At 67.2% G+C, this 22,738-nt stretch carries 19 protein-coding genes; 10 read left to right on the plus strand and 9 right to left on the minus strand.

What is annotated here, in order from left to right; translation table 11 throughout:
- Positions 1-431 precede the first annotated feature (431 nt).
- From fdnG to fdhE, 4 genes are read left to right on the plus strand one after another with little or no spacing between them, the layout of a single operon-like run.
- Entirely contained in the window at positions 432-3,497 is a 3,066-nt protein-coding gene (fdnG, locus tag DBY63_RS15660; RefSeq protein WP_138956550.1) for a formate dehydrogenase-N subunit alpha, read from the plus strand.
- 10 nt (positions 3,498-3,507) lie between these two features.
- Positions 3,508-4,428, plus strand: coding sequence for a formate dehydrogenase subunit beta (gene fdxH, locus DBY63_RS15665; protein ID WP_007160996.1), 921 nt, complete (start codon positions 3,508-3,510; stop codon positions 4,426-4,428).
- Complete coding sequence (locus DBY63_RS15670) at positions 4,425-5,132, plus strand: formate dehydrogenase subunit gamma (RefSeq protein ID WP_007160995.1); 708 nt, start codon at positions 4,425-4,427, stop codon at positions 5,130-5,132. Before fdxH ends, DBY63_RS15670 begins: the two co-directional genes overlap by 4 nt.
- The gene (gene fdhE / locus DBY63_RS15675; protein ID WP_108582400.1) at positions 5,132-6,055 is read left to right on the plus strand and encodes a formate dehydrogenase accessory protein FdhE; all 924 of its coding nucleotides are present in this window, start codon (positions 5,132-5,134) and stop codon (positions 6,053-6,055) included. The genes DBY63_RS15670 and fdhE overlap by 1 nt, the downstream gene beginning before the upstream one ends.
- A gap of 15 nt (positions 6,056-6,070) precedes the next feature.
- On the opposite strand, the gene DBY63_RS15680 is transcribed toward fdhE, so the two are convergent.
- Positions 6,071-6,670 (minus strand): TetR/AcrR family transcriptional regulator, encoded by a 600-nt coding sequence (locus DBY63_RS15680; RefSeq protein WP_027600018.1) that lies wholly within the window; start codon positions 6,668-6,670, stop codon positions 6,071-6,073.
- Between the two features lie 72 nt (positions 6,671-6,742).
- Here DBY63_RS15680 and bdcA point away from each other — a divergent pair, with 72 nt between their 5' ends.
- Complete coding sequence (bdcA, locus tag DBY63_RS15685) at positions 6,743-7,456, plus strand: SDR family oxidoreductase (protein ID WP_042137596.1); 714 nt, start codon at positions 6,743-6,745, stop codon at positions 7,454-7,456.
- A gap of 69 nt (positions 7,457-7,525) precedes the next feature.
- Here bdcA and DBY63_RS15690 read toward each other — a convergent pair whose 3' ends face one another.
- Entirely contained in the window at positions 7,526-8,383 is an 858-nt protein-coding gene (locus tag DBY63_RS15690) for a LysR family transcriptional regulator (protein ID WP_108582401.1), read from the minus strand.
- 150 nt (positions 8,384-8,533) lie between these two features.
- Here DBY63_RS15690 and DBY63_RS15695 point away from each other — a divergent pair, with 150 nt between their 5' ends.
- The 4 genes from DBY63_RS15695 (at position 8,534) to DBY63_RS15710 (ending at position 12,505) form a co-directional block, all read left to right on the plus strand.
- Positions 8,534-9,280 carry a glucose 1-dehydrogenase gene (locus DBY63_RS15695; RefSeq protein WP_108582402.1) on the plus strand — a complete coding sequence of 249 codons (747 nt, stop codon included), beginning with the start codon at positions 8,534-8,536 and terminating at the stop codon, positions 9,278-9,280.
- 168 nt (positions 9,281-9,448) lie between these two features.
- On the plus strand, positions 9,449-10,873 hold the full coding sequence (locus tag DBY63_RS15700; protein WP_256594406.1) for an MFS transporter: 1,425 nt from the start codon (positions 9,449-9,451) through the stop codon (positions 10,871-10,873).
- A gap of 31 nt (positions 10,874-10,904) precedes the next feature.
- The gene (locus tag DBY63_RS15705) at positions 10,905-11,735 is read left to right on the plus strand and encodes an oxidoreductase (protein WP_108582404.1); all 831 of its coding nucleotides are present in this window, start codon (positions 10,905-10,907) and stop codon (positions 11,733-11,735) included.
- A gap of 191 nt (positions 11,736-11,926) precedes the next feature.
- Positions 11,927-12,505, plus strand: a complete 579-nt coding sequence (locus tag DBY63_RS15710; RefSeq protein ID WP_108582405.1) for a hypothetical protein — start codon at positions 11,927-11,929, stop codon at positions 12,503-12,505.
- Positions 12,506-12,542: 37 nt separating this feature from the next.
- Here the strand turns inward: DBY63_RS15710 and DBY63_RS15715 are convergent, their stop codons facing one another.
- Both DBY63_RS15715 and DBY63_RS15720 read right to left on the minus strand, forming a co-directional pair.
- The gene (locus tag DBY63_RS15715; protein ID WP_027600966.1) at positions 12,543-13,808 is read right to left on the minus strand and encodes an Hsp70 family protein; all 1,266 of its coding nucleotides are present in this window, start codon (positions 13,806-13,808) and stop codon (positions 12,543-12,545) included.
- 129 nt (positions 13,809-13,937) lie between these two features.
- On the minus strand, positions 13,938-14,381 hold the full coding sequence (locus DBY63_RS15720; protein ID WP_108582406.1) for a DUF393 domain-containing protein: 444 nt from the start codon (positions 14,379-14,381) through the stop codon (positions 13,938-13,940).
- 152 nt (positions 14,382-14,533) lie between these two features.
- Here DBY63_RS15720 and DBY63_RS15725 point away from each other — a divergent pair, with 152 nt between their 5' ends.
- Positions 14,534-15,331, plus strand: a complete 798-nt coding sequence (locus tag DBY63_RS15725) for an SDR family oxidoreductase (protein ID WP_027600025.1) — start codon at positions 14,534-14,536, stop codon at positions 15,329-15,331.
- 134 nt (positions 15,332-15,465) lie between these two features.
- Here the strand turns inward: DBY63_RS15725 and DBY63_RS15730 are convergent, their stop codons facing one another.
- From DBY63_RS15730 to DBY63_RS15750, 5 genes are all read right to left on the minus strand, one after another.
- Positions 15,466-16,203, minus strand: coding sequence for a DUF502 domain-containing protein (locus DBY63_RS15730; protein ID WP_007160983.1), 738 nt, complete (start codon positions 16,201-16,203; stop codon positions 15,466-15,468).
- Between the two features lie 86 nt (positions 16,204-16,289).
- Positions 16,290-18,107, minus strand: a complete 1,818-nt coding sequence (locus DBY63_RS15735) for a S9 family peptidase (protein ID WP_108582407.1) — start codon at positions 18,105-18,107, stop codon at positions 16,290-16,292.
- Between the two features lie 232 nt (positions 18,108-18,339).
- Positions 18,340-19,404 carry a PA0069 family radical SAM protein gene (locus tag DBY63_RS15740; RefSeq protein ID WP_027600028.1) on the minus strand — a complete coding sequence of 355 codons (1,065 nt, stop codon included), beginning with the start codon at positions 19,402-19,404 and terminating at the stop codon, positions 18,340-18,342.
- Positions 19,405-19,518: 114 nt separating this feature from the next.
- Positions 19,519-20,784, minus strand: a complete 1,266-nt coding sequence (locus DBY63_RS15745) for an OprD family porin (protein WP_027600029.1) — start codon at positions 20,782-20,784, stop codon at positions 19,519-19,521.
- Between the two features lie 250 nt (positions 20,785-21,034).
- The gene (locus DBY63_RS15750) at positions 21,035-22,432 is read right to left on the minus strand and encodes an MFS transporter (protein ID WP_044342971.1); all 1,398 of its coding nucleotides are present in this window, start codon (positions 22,430-22,432) and stop codon (positions 21,035-21,037) included.
- Between the last annotated feature and the right edge of the window lie 306 nt (positions 22,433-22,738).

The raw sequence follows: 22,738 nt of genomic DNA on the forward strand, positions 1-22,738 counted from the left end.
TGGCGCCAGCTCAGGCCATACCATTCGGCGTCGCCTTCGCGCCCGGTGATCTCCCCGGCGCGGTCGGCGAAGCGCCGCCAGAGGGCGGCGATGTCTTCGCCCTGGCCAGGCTCGAACAGCAGACCGGTCACTTCCAGGGCGGGATGGTCGACGATTTCCAGCGACATGGGACAGACTCTCTCGAAGATGCGATGAAGGCCGTCACCTTACTCCAGCGGCGCGCGGCGGTCAGCCGGGGCGGCCATCGGACGAAAGGTCGCAGCCGCCGCCAGGCCCTGCCGCAGACCCTGCCAGGTCCTCTTGCCGCTTCGCTAAAACACTGATTTTGAATGATTTTTCGACGAAGAAAGACGACGCTTCGCTCGAACTGCCAGGCCCGGGTCAGGACGAAGTCCTACCGTGATGTGCCTGGAGTTACCCAAGAAATGTCGATCAAGGTATCGCGCCGCAACTTCCTCAAACTCAGTACGGCGGGGGTTGCCACCTCGAGCATGGCCATGCTCGGCTTCGCCCCGGAACCGGCACTGGCGTCCATCCGCTACTACAAGCTCGCTGCCGCCAAGGTGACGCGCAACACCTGCACCTACTGCTCGGTGGGTTGCGGCATGCTGCTCTACAGCCGCGGCGATGGCGGCATCAATACCGTCAGCGACATCTACCACGTCGAAGGCGATCCGGATCATCCGGTCAGTCGCGGTTCCCTCTGTCCCAAGGGCGCCGGGGTGCTGGACTTCATCAAGAGCGAATCGCGCCTCTCCCACCCCGAGGTGCGCGAGCCGGGCAGCAACGAGTGGAAGCGCATCAGCTGGAACGAGGCGCTGGACCGCATCGCCCGCTACATGAAGGAGGACAGAGACAAGAACTTCGTCACCCATGACGCCGATGGCCACCTGGTCAATCACTGGATCACCACCGGCTTCCTGGCGGCCTCGGCCTGTTCCAACGAGACCGCGTACCTCACCCAGAAGGTGATCCGCAGCCTCGGCATGCTGGCGATCGACAACCAGGCGCGCGTGTGACACGGACCGACGGTGGCAGGTCTTGCCCCTTCGTTCGGCCGCGGTGCCATGACCAATCACTGGGTCGACATCCGCAACGCCAATCTCATCCTGTCCATGGGTGGCAACTCGGCCGAGGCGCACCCGGTGGGCTTTCGCTGGATGGTGGAGGCCAAGGAAAAGAACAACGCCAAGCTGATCACCATCGATCCGCGCTTCACCCGGACCTCGGCGGTGGCGGACTACCACGCCTATATCCGCACCGGGACCGACATCGTCTACCTGGGCGGGCTGATCAACTTCCTGCTCACCACGGACCAGATCCAGCATGAGTACGTAAGGGCCTATACCGACGTCGCCCTCATCGTGAAGGAGGACTTCGGCTTCCACGACGGCCTCTTCTCCGGCTTCGGCGAAGACAAGCGCCGCGCCTACGAGAAATCCAGCTGGAGCTACGAATTCGACGAGCGCGGCATGGTGAAGGAAGACCCGACCCTGCAGCACCCGCGCTGCGTCTACCAGTTGATGAAGGCGCACTACAGCCGCTACACCATCGAGCTGGTGGAGCGCGTCTGCGGCATGCCGCGCGAGCAGATCCAGACCACCTGGGACATGATCGCCGAGACGGCGCGCCCCGAGCGCACCATGAGCATCCTCTATGCCCTGGGCTGGACCCAGCATTCCATCGGCGCCCAGATCATCCGCACCGCCTCCATGGTGCAGCTGCTGCTGGGCAACATCGGCATGCTCGGCGGTGGGGTCAACGCCCTGCGCGGCCACTCCAACATCCAGGGGCTGACCGACCTGGGCCTGCTGTCCAACCAGTTGCCGGGCTATCTCTACCTGGCCTCCCACGAGGAACAGGAATACCGCGACTACATCAAGCGCCGCGCCAAGCAGCCGCTGCGCGAAGGCGAGGTCTCCTACTGGAAGTACTACGAGCGCTTCCACGTCAGCCTGATGAAGGCCTGGTTCTCCGAGGCGGCGACCAAGGACAACGACTGGTGCTACGACTGGCTGCCCAAGCTCAGCGAGCCGCTCTACGACGTCCTGCACACCTTCGAGCGCATGCACCACGGCGAGATCACCGGCTACTTCTGCCAGGGCTTCAATCCGCTGGCCTCCTTCCCGGACAAGAACAAGGTCAGCCAGGCGCTGAGCAAGCTCAAGTACCTGGTGGTGATGGATCCGCTGGCCATCGAGACCGCCGAGTTCTGGCAGAACCACGGCGAACTCAACGACGTGGACCCGAGCCAGATCCAGACCGAGGTGTTCCGCCTGCCCACCACCTGCTTCGCCGAGGAGAACGGCGCCATCGTCAACAGCTCGCGCTGGCTGCAGTGGCACTGGCGCGCCGCGCCGCCGCCGGGCGAGTCGCGGCCGGACGTGGCCATCCTCGCCGGGCTGTTCCATCGCCTGCAGCAGATGTATCGCGACGAGGGCGGCGCCTTCCCCGATCCCATCCTCAACCTGACCTGGCCCTACAGCAATCCGGAGGAGCCCAATCCCGAGGACATCGCCCAGGAATACAACGGCCGCGCCCTGGCCGACCTGCCCGGGCCGAACGGGACCATTTCCCACAAGCGCGGCGAACTGCTCGACGACTTCGGCTTCCTCGCCGACGACGGCAGCACCACCTGCGGCTGCTGGATCTACTCGGGCTCCTACAACCGCCAGGGCAACAACATGGATCGGCGCGACAACGCCGATCCCTACAACATCGGCATGACCCTGGGCTGGGCCTGGTCCTGGCCGCTCAATCGCCGCATCCTCTACAACCGCGCCGGCGCCCGGCCGGACGGGACCTCCTGGGCGCCGGAGAAGCGGCTGATCTGGTGGAACGGCGAACGCTGGGCCGGCGCCGACATCCCCGACTTCCCCTGGACCTCGCCGCCCTCGGCCAAGGCCGGGCCCTTCATCCTCAACCAGGAGGGCGTCGCGCATTTCTTCGGCGGCAGCCTGCTGGCCGAGGGGCCCTTCCCGGAGCACTACGAGCCCTTCGAGTCGCCGCTGGACCACAACCCGCTGCACCCGGACAACCCGCGCGCCAAGAACAACCCGGCGGCGCGGATCTTCCCGGGCGATCGGGCGCGGCTGGGTACCCGCGAGGAATTCCCCTATGCGGCCACCACCTACCGGCTGACCGAGCACTTCCACTTCTGGACCACCCATGCGCGGCTCAACGCCATCGCCCAGCCGGAGAAGTTCGTCGAGATCGGCGAGGACCTGGCGACCGAGCTCGGCATCAAGGCCGGCGACTGGGTCAAGGTCAGCTCCAAGCGCGGCTACATCAAGGCGGTGGCGGTGGTGACCAAGCGCATGCACGGGCTGCAGGTGGAGGGGCGCACCGTGCACCACATCGGCATCCCCATCCACTGGGGCTTCAAGGGCGTCACCCGCCCCGGATTCCTCACCAACACCCTGACCCCCTACGTGGGCGACGCCAATACCCAGACACCGGAATTCAAGTCGTTCCTGGTGAACGTGGAAAAGGTCTGAGGGAGGTTCTATGAGAGGCGATCAAGTCAACTTCCAGAACATCGTCGCACGCTCGGCCACCTCCGAGGAGTCGCCCCACACCCGCATCGGCGGGGTGGAGGCGGTGGCCAAGCTGATCGACGTGTCGCGCTGCATCGGCTGCAAGGCCTGCCAGGTGGCCTGTTCGGAATGGAACGACCTGCGCGACGAGGTCGGGCATTGCAACGGCACCTACAACAACCCGCCGGACCTCACCCCGGAGACCTTCCAGGTGATGAGATTCGACGAATACGTCAACGAGAAGGGCAACCTGGAGTGGCTGATCCGCAAGGACAACTGCATGCACTGCGCCGAGCCGGGCTGCCTCAAGGCCTGCCCGGCGCCGGGGGCCATCGTGCAGTACGCCAACGGCATCGTCGACTTCAATTCCGAGCACTGTATCGGCTGCGGCTATTGCGTCTCGGGCTGCCCCTTCGACGTGCCGCGCATCTCCAAGAAGGACCAGAAGGCCTACAAGTGCACCCTCTGCTCCGACCGCGTCTACCACGGCCTGGAGCCGGCCTGCGTCAAGTCCTGCCCGACCGGGGCGATCATGTTCGGTACCAAGGAGGACATGACCGAACACGCCCAGATGCGCGTCGGCCAGCTGCATGACCGCGGCTTTCCCGGCGCCGGCCTCTACGATCCGGCCGGGGTGGGCGGCACCCATGTGATGTACGTGCTGCAGCACGCCGACAAGCCGGAGCTCTACACCCACCTGCCGGCCGATCCGCAGATCAGCCCCATGGTCAGCCTGTGGAAGGGCGTGACCAAGCCGATCATGTCGGCGCTGCTGGGCGTCACCGCCATCGCCGGCATCGCCCACTACCTGACCAAGGGACCCAAGGAAGAACCCGAGGAATCCCCGGACGAGGCAGAGCGCCACGCCGCGCGCGAGGAGGATCGGCCATGACCACGCCGTCGGACAACAAGCGCGGCATCCTGCGCTACACCACCTTCAGCCGGCTGAACCACTGGTTCATCGCCTTCACCTTCGTCTGCCTGACCCTGAGCGGCCTGGCCTTCTTCCACCCGTTCTTCTTCGACCTCACGGCGCTGTTCGGCGGGCCGACCATGACGCGCATCCTGCACCCCTTCATCGGGGTGGCCATGAGCCTGGGCTTCGTGGTCATGGCGGTGCGCTTCTTCAAGGTCAACCTGTTCAAGCGCCACGACGTCGCCTGGGTGCGGCGCATCGGCGACGTCCTCGCCAACCGCGACGAGCTGGCGCCGCCCATCGGCGCCAACAACCCGGGGCAGAAGCTGGTGTACTGGGTGATGCTGCTGTCGGTGCCGGCGCTGTTGCTCAGCGGCTTCTTCATCTGGCGCCCGTATTTCGCCGACATCCTGCCGCGTGGCTGGCTGCGCTTTTCCAGCCTGGTGCACGCCTATGTCGCCTTCGTCGCCATCGTCACCCTGATCATCCACGTCTATTCGGCGATCTGGGTGAAGGGCTCCTTCCGCGCCATGACCCAGGGCCGCGTCAGCCGTGCCTGGGCCAAGCACCATCACAGGCTGTGGTACGACGAGATCGTCGAGCAGGAACGCCGCGAAGGCGGCGAGCGGGGCGAACGCCCCCTGGATGAACACCGCATGCCCGACAAGGGGACCCCCTGATGCATCAGTACGGCACCTCGCCCACCGGCATCCTCAATCCGCCACCGGTGGTCCTGCCCGATCGCCAGCTGTTCGCCCGTCGCGCCCGCCGCCTGCGCGAACTGGCCGAGCGCAGCCCCGAGCTGGGCGACTTCCTCGGCTTCATGGCCCTGCTGGTCCAGGCCCAGGAGGCCGTCCTGCAGGAGCGCCAGCCCAGCTGGCAACCGGCGCCGGATGCCTTCAGCCTGGCCTTGGAGCACGGCATGCCGCCGCTGCAGGGGCAGGCTCTGCTGCGGGATCTGGACTGGCAGGGCGATCTGCAGGCGCTGCTGGCCAACCTGGAACTGCGCATCGCCGCGCGTCAGCGGCCGGTGCTCGAACAACTGGCGGCCTTGCCGGCGACCGAGCGTCAACGGCTCGCCGAGCAGTTGCTCGCTCAGGAGCCCGGCGCCCCAGAGGTCCGGGGGCTGCTGCCGCTGGTGGGCGCTGCCCTGCAGGTGGCCTGGGTGCGCCTGGCCCTGGGCCTGCCGCAACCGCCCCAGCGCCATGGCGACGCCAGCCGGGTGCTGTGCCCGACCTGCGCGGCGCCGCCGCTGGCCAGCATCGTCCACGCCGACCGCGATCGCGACAACGTGCGCTACCTGCATTGCAGCCTCTGCGCCACCGAGTGGCACCTGGAGCGCAGCAAGTGCAGCTGCTGCAATACCAGCGCCCAGGTGCGCTATCTGGCCCTGGAAGACGACGCCGGCAAGACGCCCCTGGCCGCCCAGGCCGAGACCTGCGACAGCTGCGACAGCTACCTCAAACTGGTCAGCAAGAGCTTCAACCTGGGCGCCGAGCCCCTGGCCGACGACCTCGCCAGCCTGCCGCTGGACTTCGCCCTGGCGGAAGAGGGGCGCTATGCCCGCAGCGGCTTCAATCCGCTGTTCATCGCCGGGGAATAAAGCGCCAGCGCCGCGTCACGCCTCCGCGGCCAGGGCCTGGGTCAACGCCAGGCCCGCCAGGCGCGCGCTGGCCAGCAACCGCTCCAGGCTCTGCCCATGCCGCGCGCTGGCGGAGAGCCCGGCCATGGTGGTGATGACGAAGTCGGCCAGCTCCTGCGCACGCTGCGGCTGGCGACCGGCGATATGGGTGCGGATAAGCGTCTGGGCCGTCTGGTGGTGCCGGTCGGCTGCCGCACGGGCCTGGGGATCGTCGGAATGGGTGCCCTCCAGCACCAGGCAGCCGGTCGAGCTGGGGTCGGCTACATAGCTGCGCGCCGCCTCTTCCAGCACTCGGGTGAGCGCTACCGCCAGGGACTGTTCGCCGTCCAGGATCTCGTGCAGCAGCACGGCGCCCGTCGAGATGTAGCGTTCGAGCACCCGCTGGTACAGCTCCAGCTTGCTGCCGAAGGCCGCATAGAAGCTCGGCGGCCTGATGCCGAGCGCCTGGGTCAGGTCGGCGACGCTCACCCCGTCATAGCCCTTTTCATGGAACAGGCGCTGGGCCTGGACGATGGCCTCGTCCGGATCGAAGCGGCGGGGCCGCCCACGGGTTGCGGTTTTATTTGTAGTGCTCATTACAAAAATACTTTGACAGCGGACGGGAGAAGATTATTGTAGCACTCACTACATTAATCAGGAGGCTGACTCATGAGCAATTTCGCAGGCAAAAAAGTCTTGGTGCTGGGCGGCAGTCGCGGCATAGGCGCGGCCATCGTGCGGCGCTTCGCCACCGATGGCGCCCAGGTGACCTTCACCTATGCCAGTTCCAGGGACGCCGCCCAGGCCCTGGCGGCGGAAACCGGTAGCACCGCCGAGCTGACCGACAGCGCCGACCGCGACGCGGTGATCGCCCGGGTGCGCGCCTGTGGTCCGCTGGACGTGCTGGTGGTGAATTCCGGCGTGGCGCTGTTCGGCGATGCCCTGGAACAGGACCCGGACGCCGTCGATCGCCTGTTCAGCATCAATGTGCAGGCGCCCTATCACGCGGCCGTGGAAGCCGCGCGGCAGATGCCGGCGGGCGGGCGGATCCTCGTCATCGGCTCGGTGAATGGCGATCGCATGCCGTTGCCCGGCCTGGCCGCCTATGCCATGAGCAAGTCGGCCCTGCAGGGGCTCGCCCGCGGTCTGGCGCGGGACCTTGGTCCGCGCGGCATCACCGTCAACGTGGTGCAGCCGGGCCCCATCGATACCGAGATGAATCCGGCCGATGGCCCCATGAAGGAGCTGATGCACAGCTTCCTGGCGATCAAGCGCCACGGCAGCGCCGACGAGGTGGCCGGCATGGTCGCCTGGCTGGCCGGCCCCGAGGCCGGCTTCGTCACCGGCGCCATGCACACCATCGACGGCGCCTTCGGCGCCTGATCGAGCGCGTCCCCCTATCGCCCAGGGCCCAGGCGATAGGGGCGACGGCCGGCTATCCGGCAGGCCAGCCTAGTGCGCCGGTCCCAATACCTCCTCGGCGATATCCAGCAACGCCCGCAGCCTGTCCATGTGGCGCAGGTCCTGGTGATAGCCCACCCAGATATCCCGTGATGGAGGACTGCCGAAGCGCTCGATGAGCTGCAGTCCGGCGGTCGCATCGCCGAGCGGGCGGGGCAGGACGGCCACCCCCAGGCCACGCCGGCACATCTGCGCCTGAACGGTTCGACTGGTACTGGTGAAGGCCCGTGGCGAGTCCGGCAGCCGCTCGAGCAACCAGGCGACATCGGGAAAATGCGATTGGGCGCTGTTCATGAGGATCAGCCCGACCGCAGCCGTATCCTCCTGCACCGCTAGCGCCGTCTCTGCGGAGCCGTAGAGGCCGTAGGGCATCCTCAGGAAACGGCGCTGCACGATATCCGGTTCGCTGAAGGGCACCAGGCGAAAGGCCACGTCCGCATCGCGTCGGGAGAGATCCAGCAGTCGATAACTGGCAATGACCTCGGGTACCACGGCAGGGTGCCGCCGGGTCAGGTCGGCCAGGACCGGCGCCAGCACATAGCCGGCGAACCAGTCCGCCGAAGAGATGCGCAGGATTCCCTCCAGGCGCTGGTGATTACCTGCCAGGCGCCGCTCCATCGCCAGGGCCGAGGCTTCCATGGACTCGGCCAGGGCGAATACGGCATCTCCCGAATTCGTGAGGATCAGGCCCTCGCGGGTGCGCCGTAGCAGCGCCTGTCCGGCTTCATCCTCGAGCGTTTTGATCCGTCGACCTACCGTTGGGTGGCTGATTCCCAAGGCTCGCGCGGCCGAGCCATAGGAACCGCCCCGGGCGACTGCCAGAAAGATCCGTACATCGCTCCATTCCATGGCGTACCTGCGTACAAAAATGAACATTCAATATGCAGGAAAGGCAGTCCCCAAACAATATCGTAGGGGTGACCATGACACCTCACATCGACGTAGATCCGTTGGCTTCAGCCAGGCATGTTCGAACTGGCACTGTGCAGGTGAGCAGATATGAGCAGATTGCTAGATAGGGTTGCGATTGTAACGGGTGCCTCCAAAGGCATCGGCGCGGGCATTGCCCGGCAACTGGCGGCGGACGGCGCCAAGGTCGTCATCAGCTATGCGTCCGGCAGGAGAGGGGCGGATGCCGTCCTCGCCGACATCGATGCGGCGGGGGGTACCGCTATCGCGCTACGCGCCGACGTCCGCCAGCGGGCCGATATGGAGGCCTTGGTAGAGGCGGCCCGCGAACACTTCGGGCGCCTGGATATCCTGGTGAACAATGCCGGCGTCTATCGATTCGCCAGGATCGAGGACACCACGGCAGACCTGTATCGGCTGCAATTCGACATCAATGTGCTCGGGCCCTTGCAGCTGATAAGCGCCGCCAGCCCCTACCTGGGCGCCGGCAGCAGCATCATCAACATCAGCTCGAATGTCACCAGCGTCCTGCCGGCGGAAAGCGCCGTCTACAGCGGCACCAAGGGTGCGCTCGATGCGATCACGGGTGTGCTCGCCCGCGAGCTGGGCCCTCGTGGTATCCGCGTGAATGCCGTCAATCCTGGCCTCATCGACACCGAGGGCACCCAGACCGCCGGCGCCCTCGGCGCGGAATTCCAGGCCTGGAACGAGGCCCGCACCCCACTCGGCCGTATCGGCCAGGTAGGGGATATCGCCCCCATCGTCGCCTTCCTGGCGTCCGACGATGCCCGCTGGGTGACCGGCGAAACTCTCTTCGGCTCCGGCGGCATGCGCTAGACCAGGCGGTGGCCCCTGCCGCGCCGACAGCGGTCGGCTGCTTGCCAACCGCTCGCGGGCACGCTCCTGCCAGCTGTGGCCGCGCTTTTCAAGAAACCGCTGCATCAACCGCCGCGCGCCGGCAACGCGCGCGCGGATCAGGATGCGGCCCGATTAAAGGTAAAAGTCATGAGCTCATCCCTTCCCATGGCCCAGCCCGATAGCCGTCGCTGGTTCGCGCTGGGCGTGCTGCTGGTGGGTACGCTACTGCCACCGCTCGACTTCTTCATCGTCAATGTGGCGCTGCCGGTGATCCGTCACGACTTCGCTACCTCGTCGGATCTGGCCCAGCTGGTGGTATCCGTCTATGCGACGGCCTATGCGGTCACCCTGATCCTGGGCGGTCGCCTGGGTGACATGTTCGGCCGCAAGCGTGTCTATCTGGGCGGCATGCTCGGCTTCGGTATCGCCTCCGCGCTATGCGGGTTCGCGCCAACGCCAGCTGTGCTGATCGCCGGGCGGCTGCTGCAGGGGGTGGCGGCGGCCATCATGGCGCCGCAGTCCATGGCCCTGATCCATGCGACCTTTCCGGCAGAAGAGAAGAATCGGGCGCTCGGCCTGTACGGCGCGACCTTCGGACTCGCCGCTGTGCTGGGCCAGGTCCTGAGCGGGGTGCTGATCGAGGCCAACCCCTTCGGACTGGGCTGGCGCAGCATCTTCCTTATCAATCTTCCCGTCATTCTCTGCGCCCTGCCGGCCGCGCTGGTCGCACTGCGCGAGAGCCGGGCCCCGCAACCGGGCCGGCTGGATGTCATGGGTGCCGGCCTGCTCGCGGCGGGGCTGTTGGCGCTGGTGGTGCCCCTGGTCGAGGGGCCACGCCTGCACTGGCCCTGGTGGTCGCTCCCCCTGCTCGTCGTCAGTGGCGGATTGCTGATCACCTTCTGGCGCTACGAACAACGCAAGGAGGCGGCCGGCGAGACGCCCCTGGTGCTGCCTTCCCTGCTTGCCGCCCCCCGGCTGAGACGCAGCCTCCTGGCGACCTTCCTGTTCTATGCCCTGGCGCCTTTCTTTCTCGTTTTCGCCGTCTACCAGCAGGCCGGTCTGGGGCATGGAGCCCTGGCCGCGGGGTGGGCGATCCTGCCGCTGGGGATCGGCTTCCTCTTCGGGCCCCTCTGCAGTCCGCATCTTGCCCAGCGGCTGGGGGCACGCACCGCCGCCTTCGGCATGGCCCTGGAGGTCATGGGCCTGCTGTTGGCGGCCGCGCTGGCGGGCCTGCCCTCCTGGCTGCCGGTGCCGCTGCTGTTGATCGGCCTGGGGCAGGGCATAGCGCTTCCGGCCTTGGTGAGGGTGAACGCGGACCAGGTGGCACCGAGCCTGGCCGGACTCGCCGCCGGCTTGACGAATGCCACCCTGCAGATCAGCGCCGCCCTGGCGGTGGCGCTCATTGGCGGCCTGTTTTTCGCCCTCGCCCCCGATGGTGCTGGCGGAAGAGAGGTGCAGATGGCCTTTTCCGCTGCCGCCCTGACGATGGGCGGGGCCTTGGCGCTAGCGGCCGTTTTGAGCTGGCCGAGCGCTCCGGCGACCGCCACGCGAGGGGCATGCGATGCAGACTGAACAGCGCCTTTCACCGCGCGAGGAGAACAGCATGAGAAAGACCTGGCTTATTACCGGTTGCTCGAGCGGTCTTGGCGGCCATATTGCGGCCATGGCCGCCGCGCGTGGCGACAAAGTCGTCGCAACGGCTCGCGATCCCGCCCTGTTGCAACCCCTGGTTCGGCAATTCCCGGAGAACCTGAGGGCCGTGCAGCTGGACGTCACCAAGCCCGCCTCGGTGGCTGCCGCGATTGCCTATGCCGAGCGGGAATTCGGCGGTCTCGATGTCTTGGTCAACAACGCCGGGATAGGCTTCATCGGTGCCGTGGAGGAGGCCGAGCCCAGCGAATACCGGCCGGTATTCGAGGTGAATGTATTCGGTCTGATCGAAACGACCCGCCTGGCATTGCCTGCCCTGCGGCGACGCGGCGGCGGCCGCATCGTCAACCTCTCATCCGGGGCAGGGCTCTCGGGAGGACCGGGTTCCGGCTACTACAGCGCGAGCAAGTTTGCTGTCGAGGGATTTTCCGAGTCGCTGGCCAAGGAAGTGGAACCCTTCGGAATCCGCGTGACCATCGTCGAGCCCGGGCCGTTTCGCACCGATTTTCTCGGGCGCTCCATCGCCATGGCGAACCGGGTGATCCCGGCCTATGCCGACACGGCGGGGCGACGACGTGCCTACCGGGACAGCAACGATGGCAAACAGGCCGGCGATCCGCGCAAGGCTGCCACGGTGATAGTGCAGGCCGTCATGGCGACCGAGCCACCCTTGCATCTGCCGCTCGGACCGGTCGCCTACGACATCGCGGAGCGCAAGTCGCAGGCGCTGCGCGCTGATATGGCGACCTGGCGCGACATCGCCCTGCCTACCGACTTCGACTGATAGATCCAGGCGGGGCTGCGTGGCCCCCGACCCTTCCACGCACCGCGCGGATCATCTCGATCCCCCCGTTGCCCGACCCGCGTGGGCGGCATGCTCATCGCCGGGGGCCGGGGCCGTTTCGCCCGGTGAGTGGCTGCTTTTCTCGGCAAGCCTTTTTGCCGTTCCTTGGATGAACACCGCTGGAGTACTCCATGAGTCATGCCTTAGGCGCTTCGACCGGCAGCCCCTGGCTGCAACGCTACTATTTGCTCAGGGCGGCGGTTGCGCTGCTGTGGATCGCGCTGGCCCTCGCCCTTGGCCACGCGACGGCTTGGGCGGGGCCGCTCCTGCTCGTCCTCTACCCTGCGTGGGATGCCCTGGCGAACGTCCTCGATGCCCGCCAGAGCGGCGGACTGCGGCACAACGCTGGGCAGCGGCTCAACGCCGTCGTCAGTCTGGGCGTCGCGGTGGCGATAGGGCTGGCACTGACGTCTGGCGTGGGCGCCGCGATCGGGGTGTTCGGGGTCTGGGCCATGGCCGCTGGGCTTTTCCAGCTGGCGGTGGCGGTACGGCGCTGGCGGACGTCCGCTGGTCAGTGGGCGATGATCCTGAGTGGCGCTCAATCCGCCCTGGCGGGTGGATTCTTCGTGAAGCAGGCGACTCAAGGCGTCCCGCTGGATGTTTCCAGCGTGACGCCTTATGTGGCTTTCGGTGCCTGCTACTTCGGGGTCTCGGCGGCTTGGCTCGCGGTAGCGAGATCGCGGCGGAGCGCGGCCGGCAAGCGAGCCTGATGCGGAGTCGACGCCGGCCCCAACAGTATCGAAGGACTCAGCCGTAGCGCTTGAAGGCCTCGATGGCCAGGCCGTTGCCGATGTTGCCGAAGCGGTCGCCGTCCACCAGACGGGCGCCGGGGAAGCGCCTGGCGAGGGCCTGGCGCAGCGCCGGGATGCCGCTGGATCCGCCGGTGAAGAACAGGCTGTCGACCCGCGCCGGATCCAGATCGGCGCGGGCCAGCAGGTCGTCCACGCCACGGCTCAGGCGTTCCAGTTGCAGGGCGATGGCGGCGTCGAACAGCGGGCGTTCCAGATCCGCGGCCAGGCCGGTCTCGATGCGATCCAGGCGCAGGGTGCGGCGCCAGTCGTCGGTCAGGGCGATCTTGGCGTCTTCCACCTGGATCGCCAGCCAGTGGCCGGCGCGCTGTTCGATCAGCTTGAACAGCCGATCCATGCAGCGGGTGTCCTGGGCGTCGTATCTCATGTCGCGCAGGGTCAGCACGCTCTTCTTGGCATAGACGGCGTTGATGGTGTGCCAGGTCGCCAGGTTGATGTAGTGGCTGGTGGGCATGGTGGCGCCGCTCTTCATGGCGCTGCCGTAGCCCAGCAGCGGCATGACCCCTTCCAGACTCAGCTGGCGGTCGAAGTCGGTACCGCCGACGTGCACGCCGCCGGTGGCGAGGATGTCGCCGGCGCGATCGGCCAGGGCACGGCGCTCCGGTGCCAGGCGCACCAGGGAGAAGTCCGAGGTACCACCGCCGATGTCGACGATCAGCACCAGTTCCTCGCGTTCGATGCTGCGCTCGTAGTCGAAGGCGGCGGCGAGGGGTTCGAACTGGAAGGAGATGTCGCTGAAGCCCACCTGGCGCGCCACGGCGGCCAGGGTGTCCTCGGCTTCCTGGTCGGCGACCGGATCGTCATCGACGAAGTGCACCGGACGGCCCAGCACCACGGCGTCGAAGGGGCGATCGGCCTGCTGTTCGGCGCGCTGCTTGAGGGTGCCGAGAAACAGGCCGAGCACCTCGGTGAAGGGCAGGGCACTGCCGAGGATGCTGGTCTCGCCCTTGAGCAGGTTGGAGCCGAGCAGACTCTTGAGCGAGCGCAGCAGACGCCCCTCGTAGCCTTCCAGGTATTCGTGCAGCGCCTGGCGGCCATAGGCCGGACGGCGCTCCTCGGCGTTGAAGAAGATCACCGAGGGCAGGGTGGCCTTGCCCTCTTCGAGGGGCAGCAGAACCTCGCCCGAGGGCCTGAACCAGCCGGCGGTGGAGTTGGAGGTACCGAAGTCGAGGCCCAGGGCGCGGGCGGGTAGAGCAGCAGACATGTCAGGATCCGTAACGCGAGCAGCCGCGCAGTTTAGCCGAGACGCGCCTGCAGGCGAACCCTGGCCGGATGCCAGCAGGGTGGGCCCGCGCGTCTGCGGGACCGAAGCGGATGCGAGCGAGTGGCGGCGTCAGCCCCGGCGCGAGCGGTCGCGCGGCTCGTCCAGGGTGCAGACGTCATCCTGGCACCGCCGGCTGCCCTCGGGATGGGGCAGCCAGGTCAGACCCGGGCGCAGCTTGAGGAACAGGCGATAGCCCAGTTCCAGCAGGGGCCGCAACGGCCGCCAGGCCAGCGGCCGCGCCCAGTGGCCGAGGCCGGCGGTGCGCCAGCTCCAGTAGGTGGCGTCCAGACCCTTGAACCAGCGGCCGTCGGCATCCCGGGCGTGCAGCAGATCGAGCATGGCCTGGCGCGGTGGCGCATCGACCGGCGCCTGGTTCGGGTAGTCCGGCGCGGCCAGGTCCACCAGCTGCAGTTGGCTGGGGTCGGCGTGGCGCCGCAGCCAGCCGATTTCGCGGGCGCACAGCGGGCAGGCGCCGTCGTGAAAGAGGGTCAGGGGCAGGCGGGGTGCGTGCATCGTGAACTTCCCAGGGGTCTTGCCTATCTGGACCGGCAGACGGGGCTGCCGTTGCGCTTTCCGCCGAACGGTAAGCGCAACGGCGCCTCGTGGCGAGTCGGAATCAGAGACGCCGGATCACGGCATTGAAAAAATCTGCGAGCGAGGTCGGTATGGATCTGGGAATCAAGGGGCGCGTCGCCCTCATCACGGGTGCCAGCGGTGGCATGGGTCTGGCCACGGCGAAGCTGCTGGCCGAGGAAGGCGTCAAGCTGGTGCTCTCCGACCTGGAGCAGGGCAAGCTGGAAGAGGCGGCCAAGGGCCTGCCGGGCGATACGCTGCTGATCGCGGCCGACATGACCGACCAGGCCGCGGTGGACCGGCTGGTGGAGCAGGGCGAATCCCGCTTCGGCCAGATCGACATCGTGGTGCACACCGCCGGCGTCACCGGCGCCAAGGGCGATCCCCTGGAACTGGCCGATGCCGACTACGAGGAAGCCTGGGCCACCGACTTCTTTTCCGCCGTGCGCGTCGGTCGCGCCGCCATTCCGCGCATGCGCAAGCGCGGCTGGGGTCGCTTCGTCTGCATCACCTCGGAAAACGCCGTCCAGCCCTATTGGGAAGAGGCCGTCTACAACGTGGCCAAGGCGGCCCTGGCCGCCTTCATCAAGAACCTGTCGTACAAGGAAGCGGCCCACGGCGTGCTGTGCAATACCGTGTCCCCCGCCTTCATCGAGACCGGCATGACCGACGGCATGATGGAAAAGCGCGCCGAGGAAAAGGGCGTCTCCTTCGAAGAAGCCATCGAAAGCTTCCTCGACGAAGAACGGCCCGGCATCGTGCAGAAGCGCCGCGGCAAGGTGGAAGAAGTGGCCGCGGCCATCGCCCTGCTGGTGTCCGAGCGCGCTTCCTTCATCAACGGCAGCAACCTGCGCGTGGATGGCGGCTCGGTCCAGGCGGTGCAGAACTAAGGTTAAAAAGTGCCTGCGCTCGGTGATGCTGCGTTAAAAACCAGCTCGGAATGCTCATTTACTATTTGTAAACTCCGCTTCCTCGCTGGTTTTTGCCTTGCCTGACCTTCGCTCGGCGACCTTTTAGCAAATCCTTATCGAGGCTGGCGGGGCGGCTCCTCGGCCGTCCCGTTTTCCTGCTGGCGGCGCACGGCTTCTTCCAGGGGAATGAATTCCACCTGGCGATCCTTGACCACTGGCGGCAGGGTGATGCCCATGGAGACATAGATGCTGGTGAACATGTCGATGCCCATGTCCGCCGGCTTCACCCAGTCCACCGGGACATAGAGCAGGCCGCCCCCCACGGGGACCGGCGCCGAAGGCACCAGCACGGCGTGATAGTGGCGACCCTCGATGTCGATCACCGCCGGATTGGGCAGCAGCGCCAGCACCGCCACGCCCTGACCCCCGAAGAAGCACCACACCGGACTCATGGCGCGGATGTCCGCCCCGCCTTCCTTGCGATCGAGCAACTCGACGAAGCGCTCGGCCAGGCCATAGAGCTTGCCCACCACCGGAATGCGGCGAAAGGTCATGTCGGCGAACCAGCCAAGCGGCCGACGCAGGCCCAGCTTGACCGCCAGCCCCAGCGGATAGAGCAGCACCAGCAGCAGCAGGGTGCCGAGGCCATAGGCCGCCATGGAATTGCCGACGAAGGGATGACCGACCGCCACGAACAACCGGCCCAGGGTGGTGTTGGGGCCGATCAGGCCATTGAGGAAACTGACGATCCAGCCGATCAGCGCCAGGGTCAGCACCAGTGGCAGGAGCAGCAGCAGGCCGGCCAGCCAGGTGGAGACGATGCTTTCGATACCGCGGCGAACGAAGGGCATGCAAGAACTCGACGGCTAAAGCGCCATTCTATACGGGCCAGGCGCGCTCAGCGTCGGCCTGGACCGACTTTCTGAGCGCGCCGCCGTTATAGCCAGCGGCGATAGAAGGCGGCTTCCTGCTCCAGGGCATCGGCCTGGTTGGCCGCTCGGCGAAAGCCATGGCCTTCGTCGGGATAGCGCCTGACCACCACCGGTATGCCACGCGCCTCCAGGGCCGCGGCCATGGCGTCGGTCTGGGCGGGGACCACCACGGCGTCCTTGAGGCCCTGCAGAAAGATCACCGGCGCCTGGATGCCCTCGGCATGCAGCAGCGGCGTCCGTGCCTCGTAGCGCGCGCGATCGGCCTCGGGATCGCCGATCAGCCAGTCCAGGTAGTCGGCCTCGAACTTGTGGGTGACCTTGGCCAGCGCCAGGGGATCGCTGACGCCATAGAGGCTGGCGCCGGCGCGAAAGACGTCGCGGAAGGCCAGGGCGCAGAGCACCGTGTAGCCACCGGCGCTGCCGCCACGGATAAAGGCTCGCGTCGGGTCCACCAGGCCCTGGGCGCCCAGGTGGTCGACCACCGCGCAGGCGTCCTCGACGTCCACCTCGCCCCAGCGCAGGTGCAGCGCCTGGCGGTAGGCCCGGCCGTGGCCGCTGCTGCCGCGATAGTTGAGATCGGCCACGGCGAAGCCCTGGCGCACCCAGAACTGGATGCGCGCATCGAACACCGGATAGGTGCAGGAGGTGGGACCGCCGTGGATGCTGACCAGCAGCGGCGGCGGACCCTCGCCGTGCCGCTCCGGCAGATAGAGAAAGCCCTGGGCCTGGCCGTCGCCACTGGGATAGCTCAGCGGCTGGGGGGCGACGATGGCGCTGTCGCCCAGGGGCGCGACGCCGCCGGTGACGATCTCAACCGCGCCGCTCTGGCGATCGATGGCCAGCACCGCCGAGGGGCGCGTGGGCGCCGCAGCGATGCAGTAGCAATGGCTGTCGTCCAGGGCCAGCCCGCGGAAACGGCTGAAGTCCGTGGCCAGGCGGCGGGTCTCTCCCGCGGCCCAGCGCTCGCCGAGCACGCCGAAGCCGTCTTCCTGCCAGGTCGCCAGCCAGCCTTCCGCCGTCGGCAACCAGCTGGCACCGCCCAGTTGCCAAGGCGCCGCCGCGTGATCCGCCGCAGGCGCCTCCTGGGGCGCGAAGCCTTCCACGGTTTCGCACCAGGGCTGCCACCAGCCCTGGCGATCGCTCAGCGCCCAGAGCCGCTGCTCGCTATCGAACAGCGGCTGTTGCAGCGATTCCTCGGGATCGGCCGATACCACGCTGGGCGCACCGGGACGTCCCTCGGCGTCCAGCGTCGCCGTCAGCAGCCGGGTGCAGGTCCAGGGCTGGTGGGGCCTGTCCCACTCGATCCAGGCCAGGCGGCTCCCGTCGGCGCTGGTGCGCGGTGCGGCATAGAAATCCGCGCCCTCGGCCAGCACCTGGCGTGCGCCACCGGCACTCAAGGCGACCAGGCGATGGCGCGGCGGCTGCTCGCGGCGATCCTCCTCGACCGCCAGCAACTGCTGCCGGACACCATCCCAGTGCAGATCGCCGTAGCGCCAGGCCTCGCCTCCGGCCAGCCATTCGGGCGCGCCGCCGTCACGCGGCTGGCGATAGACCGCCTGGTCGGCTTCATTGACGAACAGCGGTCCCTGATCGCCCAGGCAGAGGGCGCCGCCGCCGTATTCGTAGACCTTGCTGCGCAGGCTGAACCCCGCCGGCGTGAGGCAGCGCGGCGCGGCGCCGGCCTCGCGGACCCAGAGGCGGGTGGCGCCATCGGTGGGATCGTACTGACTCCAGTAGAGGCCGCTGGCATCGACCTTGAGTTCGGCGAAGTCGATACCGGCGGCAACGGCCTGGGCCGGCGTGAGCGGGGTAGGGGCGGTCATGGCGACTCCAGAGATAGGCACAGCCGTTTAGCCTAGCAGCTGGATGGCGAGGGCTGGGTGAGGGAGGCCACGCCGTTGGGCTTGGCTGCGCTCAACCCGACCTAAGAGGCGTGCGCCGCTGCTTTTCCCCCTCTCCCCTTGGGAGAGGGCTGGGGTGAGGGGCTGCGGCGCTTTTCCCCCTCTCCCTTTGGGAGAGGGTTGGGGTGAGGGAGCACCCCGTTCTGCGCCCGTGCTAAAACAACCCCAGCTGCTCCCCCGGCGGGGCGAACTGGCTGCAGTCCAGGCCTTCGCCCTCGCGGCGCTCCAGGCCGAAGCGGCGGCGGGCCAGGCGAAAGCGCTGGGCCAGCAGCTCGGCGAACTGGCCTTCGCCCTTCATGCGGATGCCGAAGCGACTGTCGTAATTCTTCCCGCCGCGCGACTGCCGGATCAGGCTCATCACATGGGCGGCACGCTCGGGGAAGTGCGTCTGCAGCCATTCCTCGAACAGCTCGACGATCTCCAGCGGCAGTCGCAACAGCGTATAGCCGGCCGAGCGGGCGCCGTGGTCGCGGGCCGCCTCCAGCAGGGCTTCGAGTTCATGGTCGTTGATCATGGGAATCATCGGCGCCAGCAGGGCGCTCACCGGCACCCCGTGCTCGTGCAGGGTGCGCATGGCGCGCAGCCGGGCCTGGGGCGCGGCGGTGCGGGGTTCGAGGATGCGCTTGAGGTCATCATCCAGCGTGGTGAGGCTGAAGGCCACCCGCACCAGGTTGCGCTCGGCCAGCTGCACCAGCAGATCCAGGTCGCGCAGGATCAGCGCGCTCTTGGTGATGAGGGTCACCGGATGGCGATAGCGCAGCAGGATCTCCAGCGCCTGGCGCGTCAGCTGGTACTGCCGCTCGATGGGCTGGTAGCCGTCGGTGTTGATGCCCAAGGCGATGGGCTGCGGGTGGTAGCCCGGCTTGCTCAGCTCCGCCTCCAGCCGCTCGGCCAGATTGGTCTTGGCGATCAGCTGGGTTTCGAAATCGATGCCGGGCGAGAGGTCCCAGTAGGCGTGGGAGGGGCGGGCGAAACAGTAGATGCAGCCATGCTCGCAGCCGCGATAGGGATTCACCGAGCGATCGAAGCCGACGTCCGGCGACTGGTTGCGGCTGATCACCGTCTTGGCCGTTTCCTGGCGGACGGCGGTGGTGAAGGTCAGTGGGGTGGCTTCCTCGTACCAGCCATCGTGCTCGGCCTCGCTGCGGGTCGCGGCAAAGCGATTGTGCGGATTGCTGGCGGTGCCACGACCCCGTGGCGGGCGCTGGGGCTGGGTCATGTCGAGGCCTCTTGGCTGTATCTTTGTACAGTATAAGGCCTGGGCGATCCGGGCAAGCGACAGCGGTCGGCTGGGCGGGCGGAACGGCCACCCGCCCAGCCGCGAACCGGCGCCCTACAGCACCGAGATCGGGTAGTTGAGGATGATGCGGTTCTCGTCGAAGGAGCCGCTGGCGCTGTAGTCGCGTCTCATGCTGGAGTTGCGCCAGCGGATCAGCAGCTTCTTCAGCGGGCCGCTCTGCACCTCGTATTGCACCTCGGATTCGCGACCCCATTCCTTGCCGTCGGTGATGCTGCCGGTGTGCACGTTGTCGCCGCTGAGGTAGCGATTCATCAGGGTCAGACCCGGCACGCCGAAGGCGGCGAAGTTGTGGTCGTAGCGCACCTGCCAGGAGCGTTCCCGCGCGTTGTCGTAGCTGGAGTTGTAGCTGTCGTTGGCCAGGGTGCCGCCGCTGGTGCCGTTGACCCTCATCCAGGCGCTGTCGCCACTGACGCGCTGCAGGCCGACATAGAAGGTGCCGCCGCCCTGCTTGGCCGAGAGCAGCGCATAGGCGGTGCGGTTGTCCAGGGCACCGGCGCGGGCCGAACCGTCGTCGTCGCCGATGAAGTAGCCGAGGTTGGCGCCCAGGGTCCAGCTGCCCAGCGGCTGGTAGTGGATCAGGTTGATGAATTTCTGGTGGTAGATGTCTTCGAGCTGGGCGTACCAGAGGCCGATCTGGGTACGCTTCTCGTTGAACCTGTATTCGCCACCGACGAAGTTGAAGCGGTCGGAGGTGGCATTGGCGCGGCCCTGCATGAACATGTCTTCCATGCTGGCGTCGTTGCGCGGACTGTTCTGCCGCATCTGGCCGCCCCAGAGTTCCAGGTTTTGGATCTCGGTGGAGTGGATCTGCGCGCCCTGGAAGGTCTGCGGCAGCGAGCGGCCGTCGTCGGACCTGAGGATCGGCAGCACGGCGAACCACTCGCCGACCTTGATATCGGTCTTGGAGACCTTGGCCTTGGCGGCCACCGCCAGGCGCCCGAAATCCTTGGCCGGCTCGTTGCCGGCATGGGTCGGCAGCAGCTGGGTGCCATAGGTGCCGGCGCCACCGTCGAGCTTGACCGAATAGAGCCCCAGGGCATCGATGCCGAAGCCCACCGGCCCCTGGGTGTAGCCGGAGGTCAGGCCGAAGATGAAGCTCTGGGTCCATTCCTCGGCCTTGTTCTGCGCGGTGTAGGCCGGATCGACGAAGTTGCGATTGAAGTAGAAGTTGCGCAGGTTGAGATTGGCCTTGGTGCCTTCGATGAAGCCGTCCGCGGCCCACAGCGGCGTGGTGCTGGCGAGGGCGGCGAAGGCGGCGCAGGCACGGGCGAGCCGGCCGGAAGCGAGTCGAGTGCTCATGGTGTTCCTTGTTCTTGTAGGTAAGGGGCGCCCTGCCGGCGGAGGCGGCATCTGACGAGGGCGGGTCGGGCGGTGAGGCGAGGGACGGCTAGGAGGGTGCAGGCGACATGGGGGATTCCTTTCTTATTTGAATTATCGGAAAGCAGCGACCGAGGCGTTCGGCTGGATAGTTATATGACAACGTATGTCTTGCGGCAAGGCTACCAAGGTAGCAGGGCGGAGCCCTCGCCAGGCGAGGGCTCGCGAGGGGTCAGACGCTGGCCTTGAGGCTGTCCTGGCGGGCCGTGTCGTAGGAGTGCTTGTCCATCTGCAGGGCGCCTGGCTTGCCCAGGTCGCTCATGGGCACCCGGTAGGTCTCCGGCGACAGGTAGGCCGCCAGGGCCGACAGGCAGGTCACGCCGAAGGCCAGGCCGCCGACCACCAGCCAGATGTTCTCGGTGCCAGGCGGGGCGACCAGGGTGAACAGCGCCGGCAGCATGGCGGTGAACATGGTGCCGATGTTCTGGGCGATGGCCATGGCCGAGACGCGATAGCGGGTCTGGAACTGCTCCGGGTAGAAGCTCGGGAACACGGCGTTGTAGCCCTGGTAGACCACGCCCCACATCAGCAGCGACATGACGAAGGCCAGCGGCAGGTTGTGGATGCTGATGGCGTAGAGGTAACCGAAGGCCAGCAGACCCGAACCCAGGGCGCCGCCGATCATGGTCGGCCGGCGGCCGATGCGATCGGAGAGGTTGCCGACGAAGGGGATCACCAGCACGGCGACGATGTTGCCCACCACCGGTATCCACAGGTAGACGCTCTTGTCGAAGCCGATGCCGTAGGCCGGCTGCACCGCATAGGCGGCGCCAAAGATGGTGGCCACCACCGGGATGACGTTCATCAGCGCCATCAGCGCGACCAGGATCATGGCCTTCCAGCTGGTGCTCAGGGCTTCGCCGATGGGCGAGCGCCGGGCCACGCTGGCGGTCTCGGTCTTGGCTTCTTCCTTGACGAAGGCGGGCGTCTCATGGACCTCGCGACGGATGATGAAGCCGGCCAGCAGGACGAAGGCGCTGAGCAGGAAGGGGATGCGCCAGCCCCAGCTGTTGAAGGCGTCGGCGGGCATGAAGTAGGCCAGCGGCAGGAAGATCGCCGCGGCCATCACCTGGCCGGCCTGGACGCCCTGCAGGGTAAAGCTCGCATAGTAGCCACGCCGGCCGAAGGGGGCGTGTTCGAGCACCATGGAGCTGGCCCCGGAGATCTCGCCGGCCACGGCGAACCCCTGGATCAGGCGCAGCACCACCAGCAGGATGGGCGCGAGGATACCGATCTGGTGGTAGGTGGGCAGCAGGCCCACGGCCATGGTGGCGATGCCCATGAGGAACATGCACAGCAGCAGGACGTTCTTGCGACCGCGGGTATCGCCCCAGTGACCGAGCACGAAGGCACCGACCGGACGGGCCAGATAGCCCACGCCATAGGTGGCGAGGGAGGCGACGATGGCCATCTTGGGATCGCTGGAGGGGAAGAAGATCTGCGGGAAGATCAGCGCCGCCGCCTGGGCGTAGATGAAGAAGTCGTAGTATTCCAGCGCCGAGCCGATCCAGCCGCTGGCAGTGGCTTTCTTGGCTTGGGAGCCGGGGGTGGGGGAGGCGGTAGTGGCCATGGTTGTCTCCGGAATTTTATTGTCAGGCCAGGAGGGTTTCAGCGCCGCGCACGAACTCGCTCGGGTCGCGGGAGCCGAAGATGGAAAGGACGGGAGGACCTAGCCTGGCCGTCGCCGACTGCGCGCGGTGGGGCTGCAGACGAGACGGGGGACGCAGGATAACGTGGATAGCTGGGGCATGGACGCACACTCTTGTTTGTCTTGTTATGGTCGACGCGGCGGAAGCGACGAGCGCTGGGCTCTACGATCATAGTGCGAGGCGCTAACGGGACTGGTCAATTCGCCGGAAGCCCAACTGTTCGATCA

The sequence above is a fragment of the Pseudomonas sp. RIT411 genome, from assembly GCF_003057735.2.
Classification (GTDB): Bacteria; Pseudomonadota; Gammaproteobacteria; order Pseudomonadales; family Pseudomonadaceae; genus Chryseomonas; species Chryseomonas oryzihabitans.

Bases quoted from the DNA above. Each gene is read 5' to 3' on its own strand.
- fdxH (WP_007160996.1), top strand. From the start codon at position 3,508: ATGAGAGGCGATCAAGTCAACTTCCAGAACATCGTCGCACGCTCGGCC.
- DBY63_RS15670 (WP_007160995.1), top strand. From the start codon at position 4,425: ATGACCACGCCGTCGGACAACAAGCGCGGCATCCTGCGCTACACCACC.
- fdhE (WP_108582400.1), top strand. From the start codon at position 5,132: ATGCATCAGTACGGCACCTCGCCCACCGGCATCCTCAATCCGCCACCG.
- DBY63_RS15680 (WP_027600018.1), bottom strand. From the start codon at position 6,670: ATGAGCACTACAAATAAAACCGCAACCCGTGGGCGGCCCCGCCGCTTC.
- bdcA (WP_042137596.1), top strand. From the start codon at position 6,743: ATGAGCAATTTCGCAGGCAAAAAAGTCTTGGTGCTGGGCGGCAGTCGC.
- DBY63_RS15690 (WP_108582401.1), bottom strand. From the start codon at position 8,383: ATGGAATGGAGCGATGTACGGATCTTTCTGGCAGTCGCCCGGGGCGGT.
- DBY63_RS15695 (WP_108582402.1), top strand. From the start codon at position 8,534: ATGAGCAGATTGCTAGATAGGGTTGCGATTGTAACGGGTGCCTCCAAA.
- DBY63_RS15700 (WP_256594406.1), top strand. From the start codon at position 9,449: ATGAGCTCATCCCTTCCCATGGCCCAGCCCGATAGCCGTCGCTGGTTC.
- DBY63_RS15705 (WP_108582404.1), top strand. From the start codon at position 10,905: ATGAGAAAGACCTGGCTTATTACCGGTTGCTCGAGCGGTCTTGGCGGC.
- DBY63_RS15710 (WP_108582405.1), top strand. From the start codon at position 11,927: ATGAGTCATGCCTTAGGCGCTTCGACCGGCAGCCCCTGGCTGCAACGC.
- DBY63_RS15715 (WP_027600966.1), bottom strand. From the start codon at position 13,808: ATGTCTGCTGCTCTACCCGCCCGCGCCCTGGGCCTCGACTTCGGTACC.
- DBY63_RS15720 (WP_108582406.1), bottom strand. From the start codon at position 14,381: ATGCACGCACCCCGCCTGCCCCTGACCCTCTTTCACGACGGCGCCTGC.
- DBY63_RS15725 (WP_027600025.1), top strand. From the start codon at position 14,534: ATGGATCTGGGAATCAAGGGGCGCGTCGCCCTCATCACGGGTGCCAGC.
- DBY63_RS15730 (WP_007160983.1), bottom strand. From the start codon at position 16,203: ATGCCCTTCGTTCGCCGCGGTATCGAAAGCATCGTCTCCACCTGGCTG.
- DBY63_RS15735 (WP_108582407.1), bottom strand. From the start codon at position 18,107: ATGACCGCCCCTACCCCGCTCACGCCGGCCCAGGCCGTTGCCGCCGGT.
- DBY63_RS15740 (WP_027600028.1), bottom strand. From the start codon at position 19,404: ATGACCCAGCCCCAGCGCCCGCCACGGGGTCGTGGCACCGCCAGCAAT.
- DBY63_RS15745 (WP_027600029.1), bottom strand. From the start codon at position 20,784: ATGAGCACTCGACTCGCTTCCGGCCGGCTCGCCCGTGCCTGCGCCGCC.
- DBY63_RS15750 (WP_044342971.1), bottom strand. From the start codon at position 22,432: ATGGCCACTACCGCCTCCCCCACCCCCGGCTCCCAAGCCAAGAAAGCC.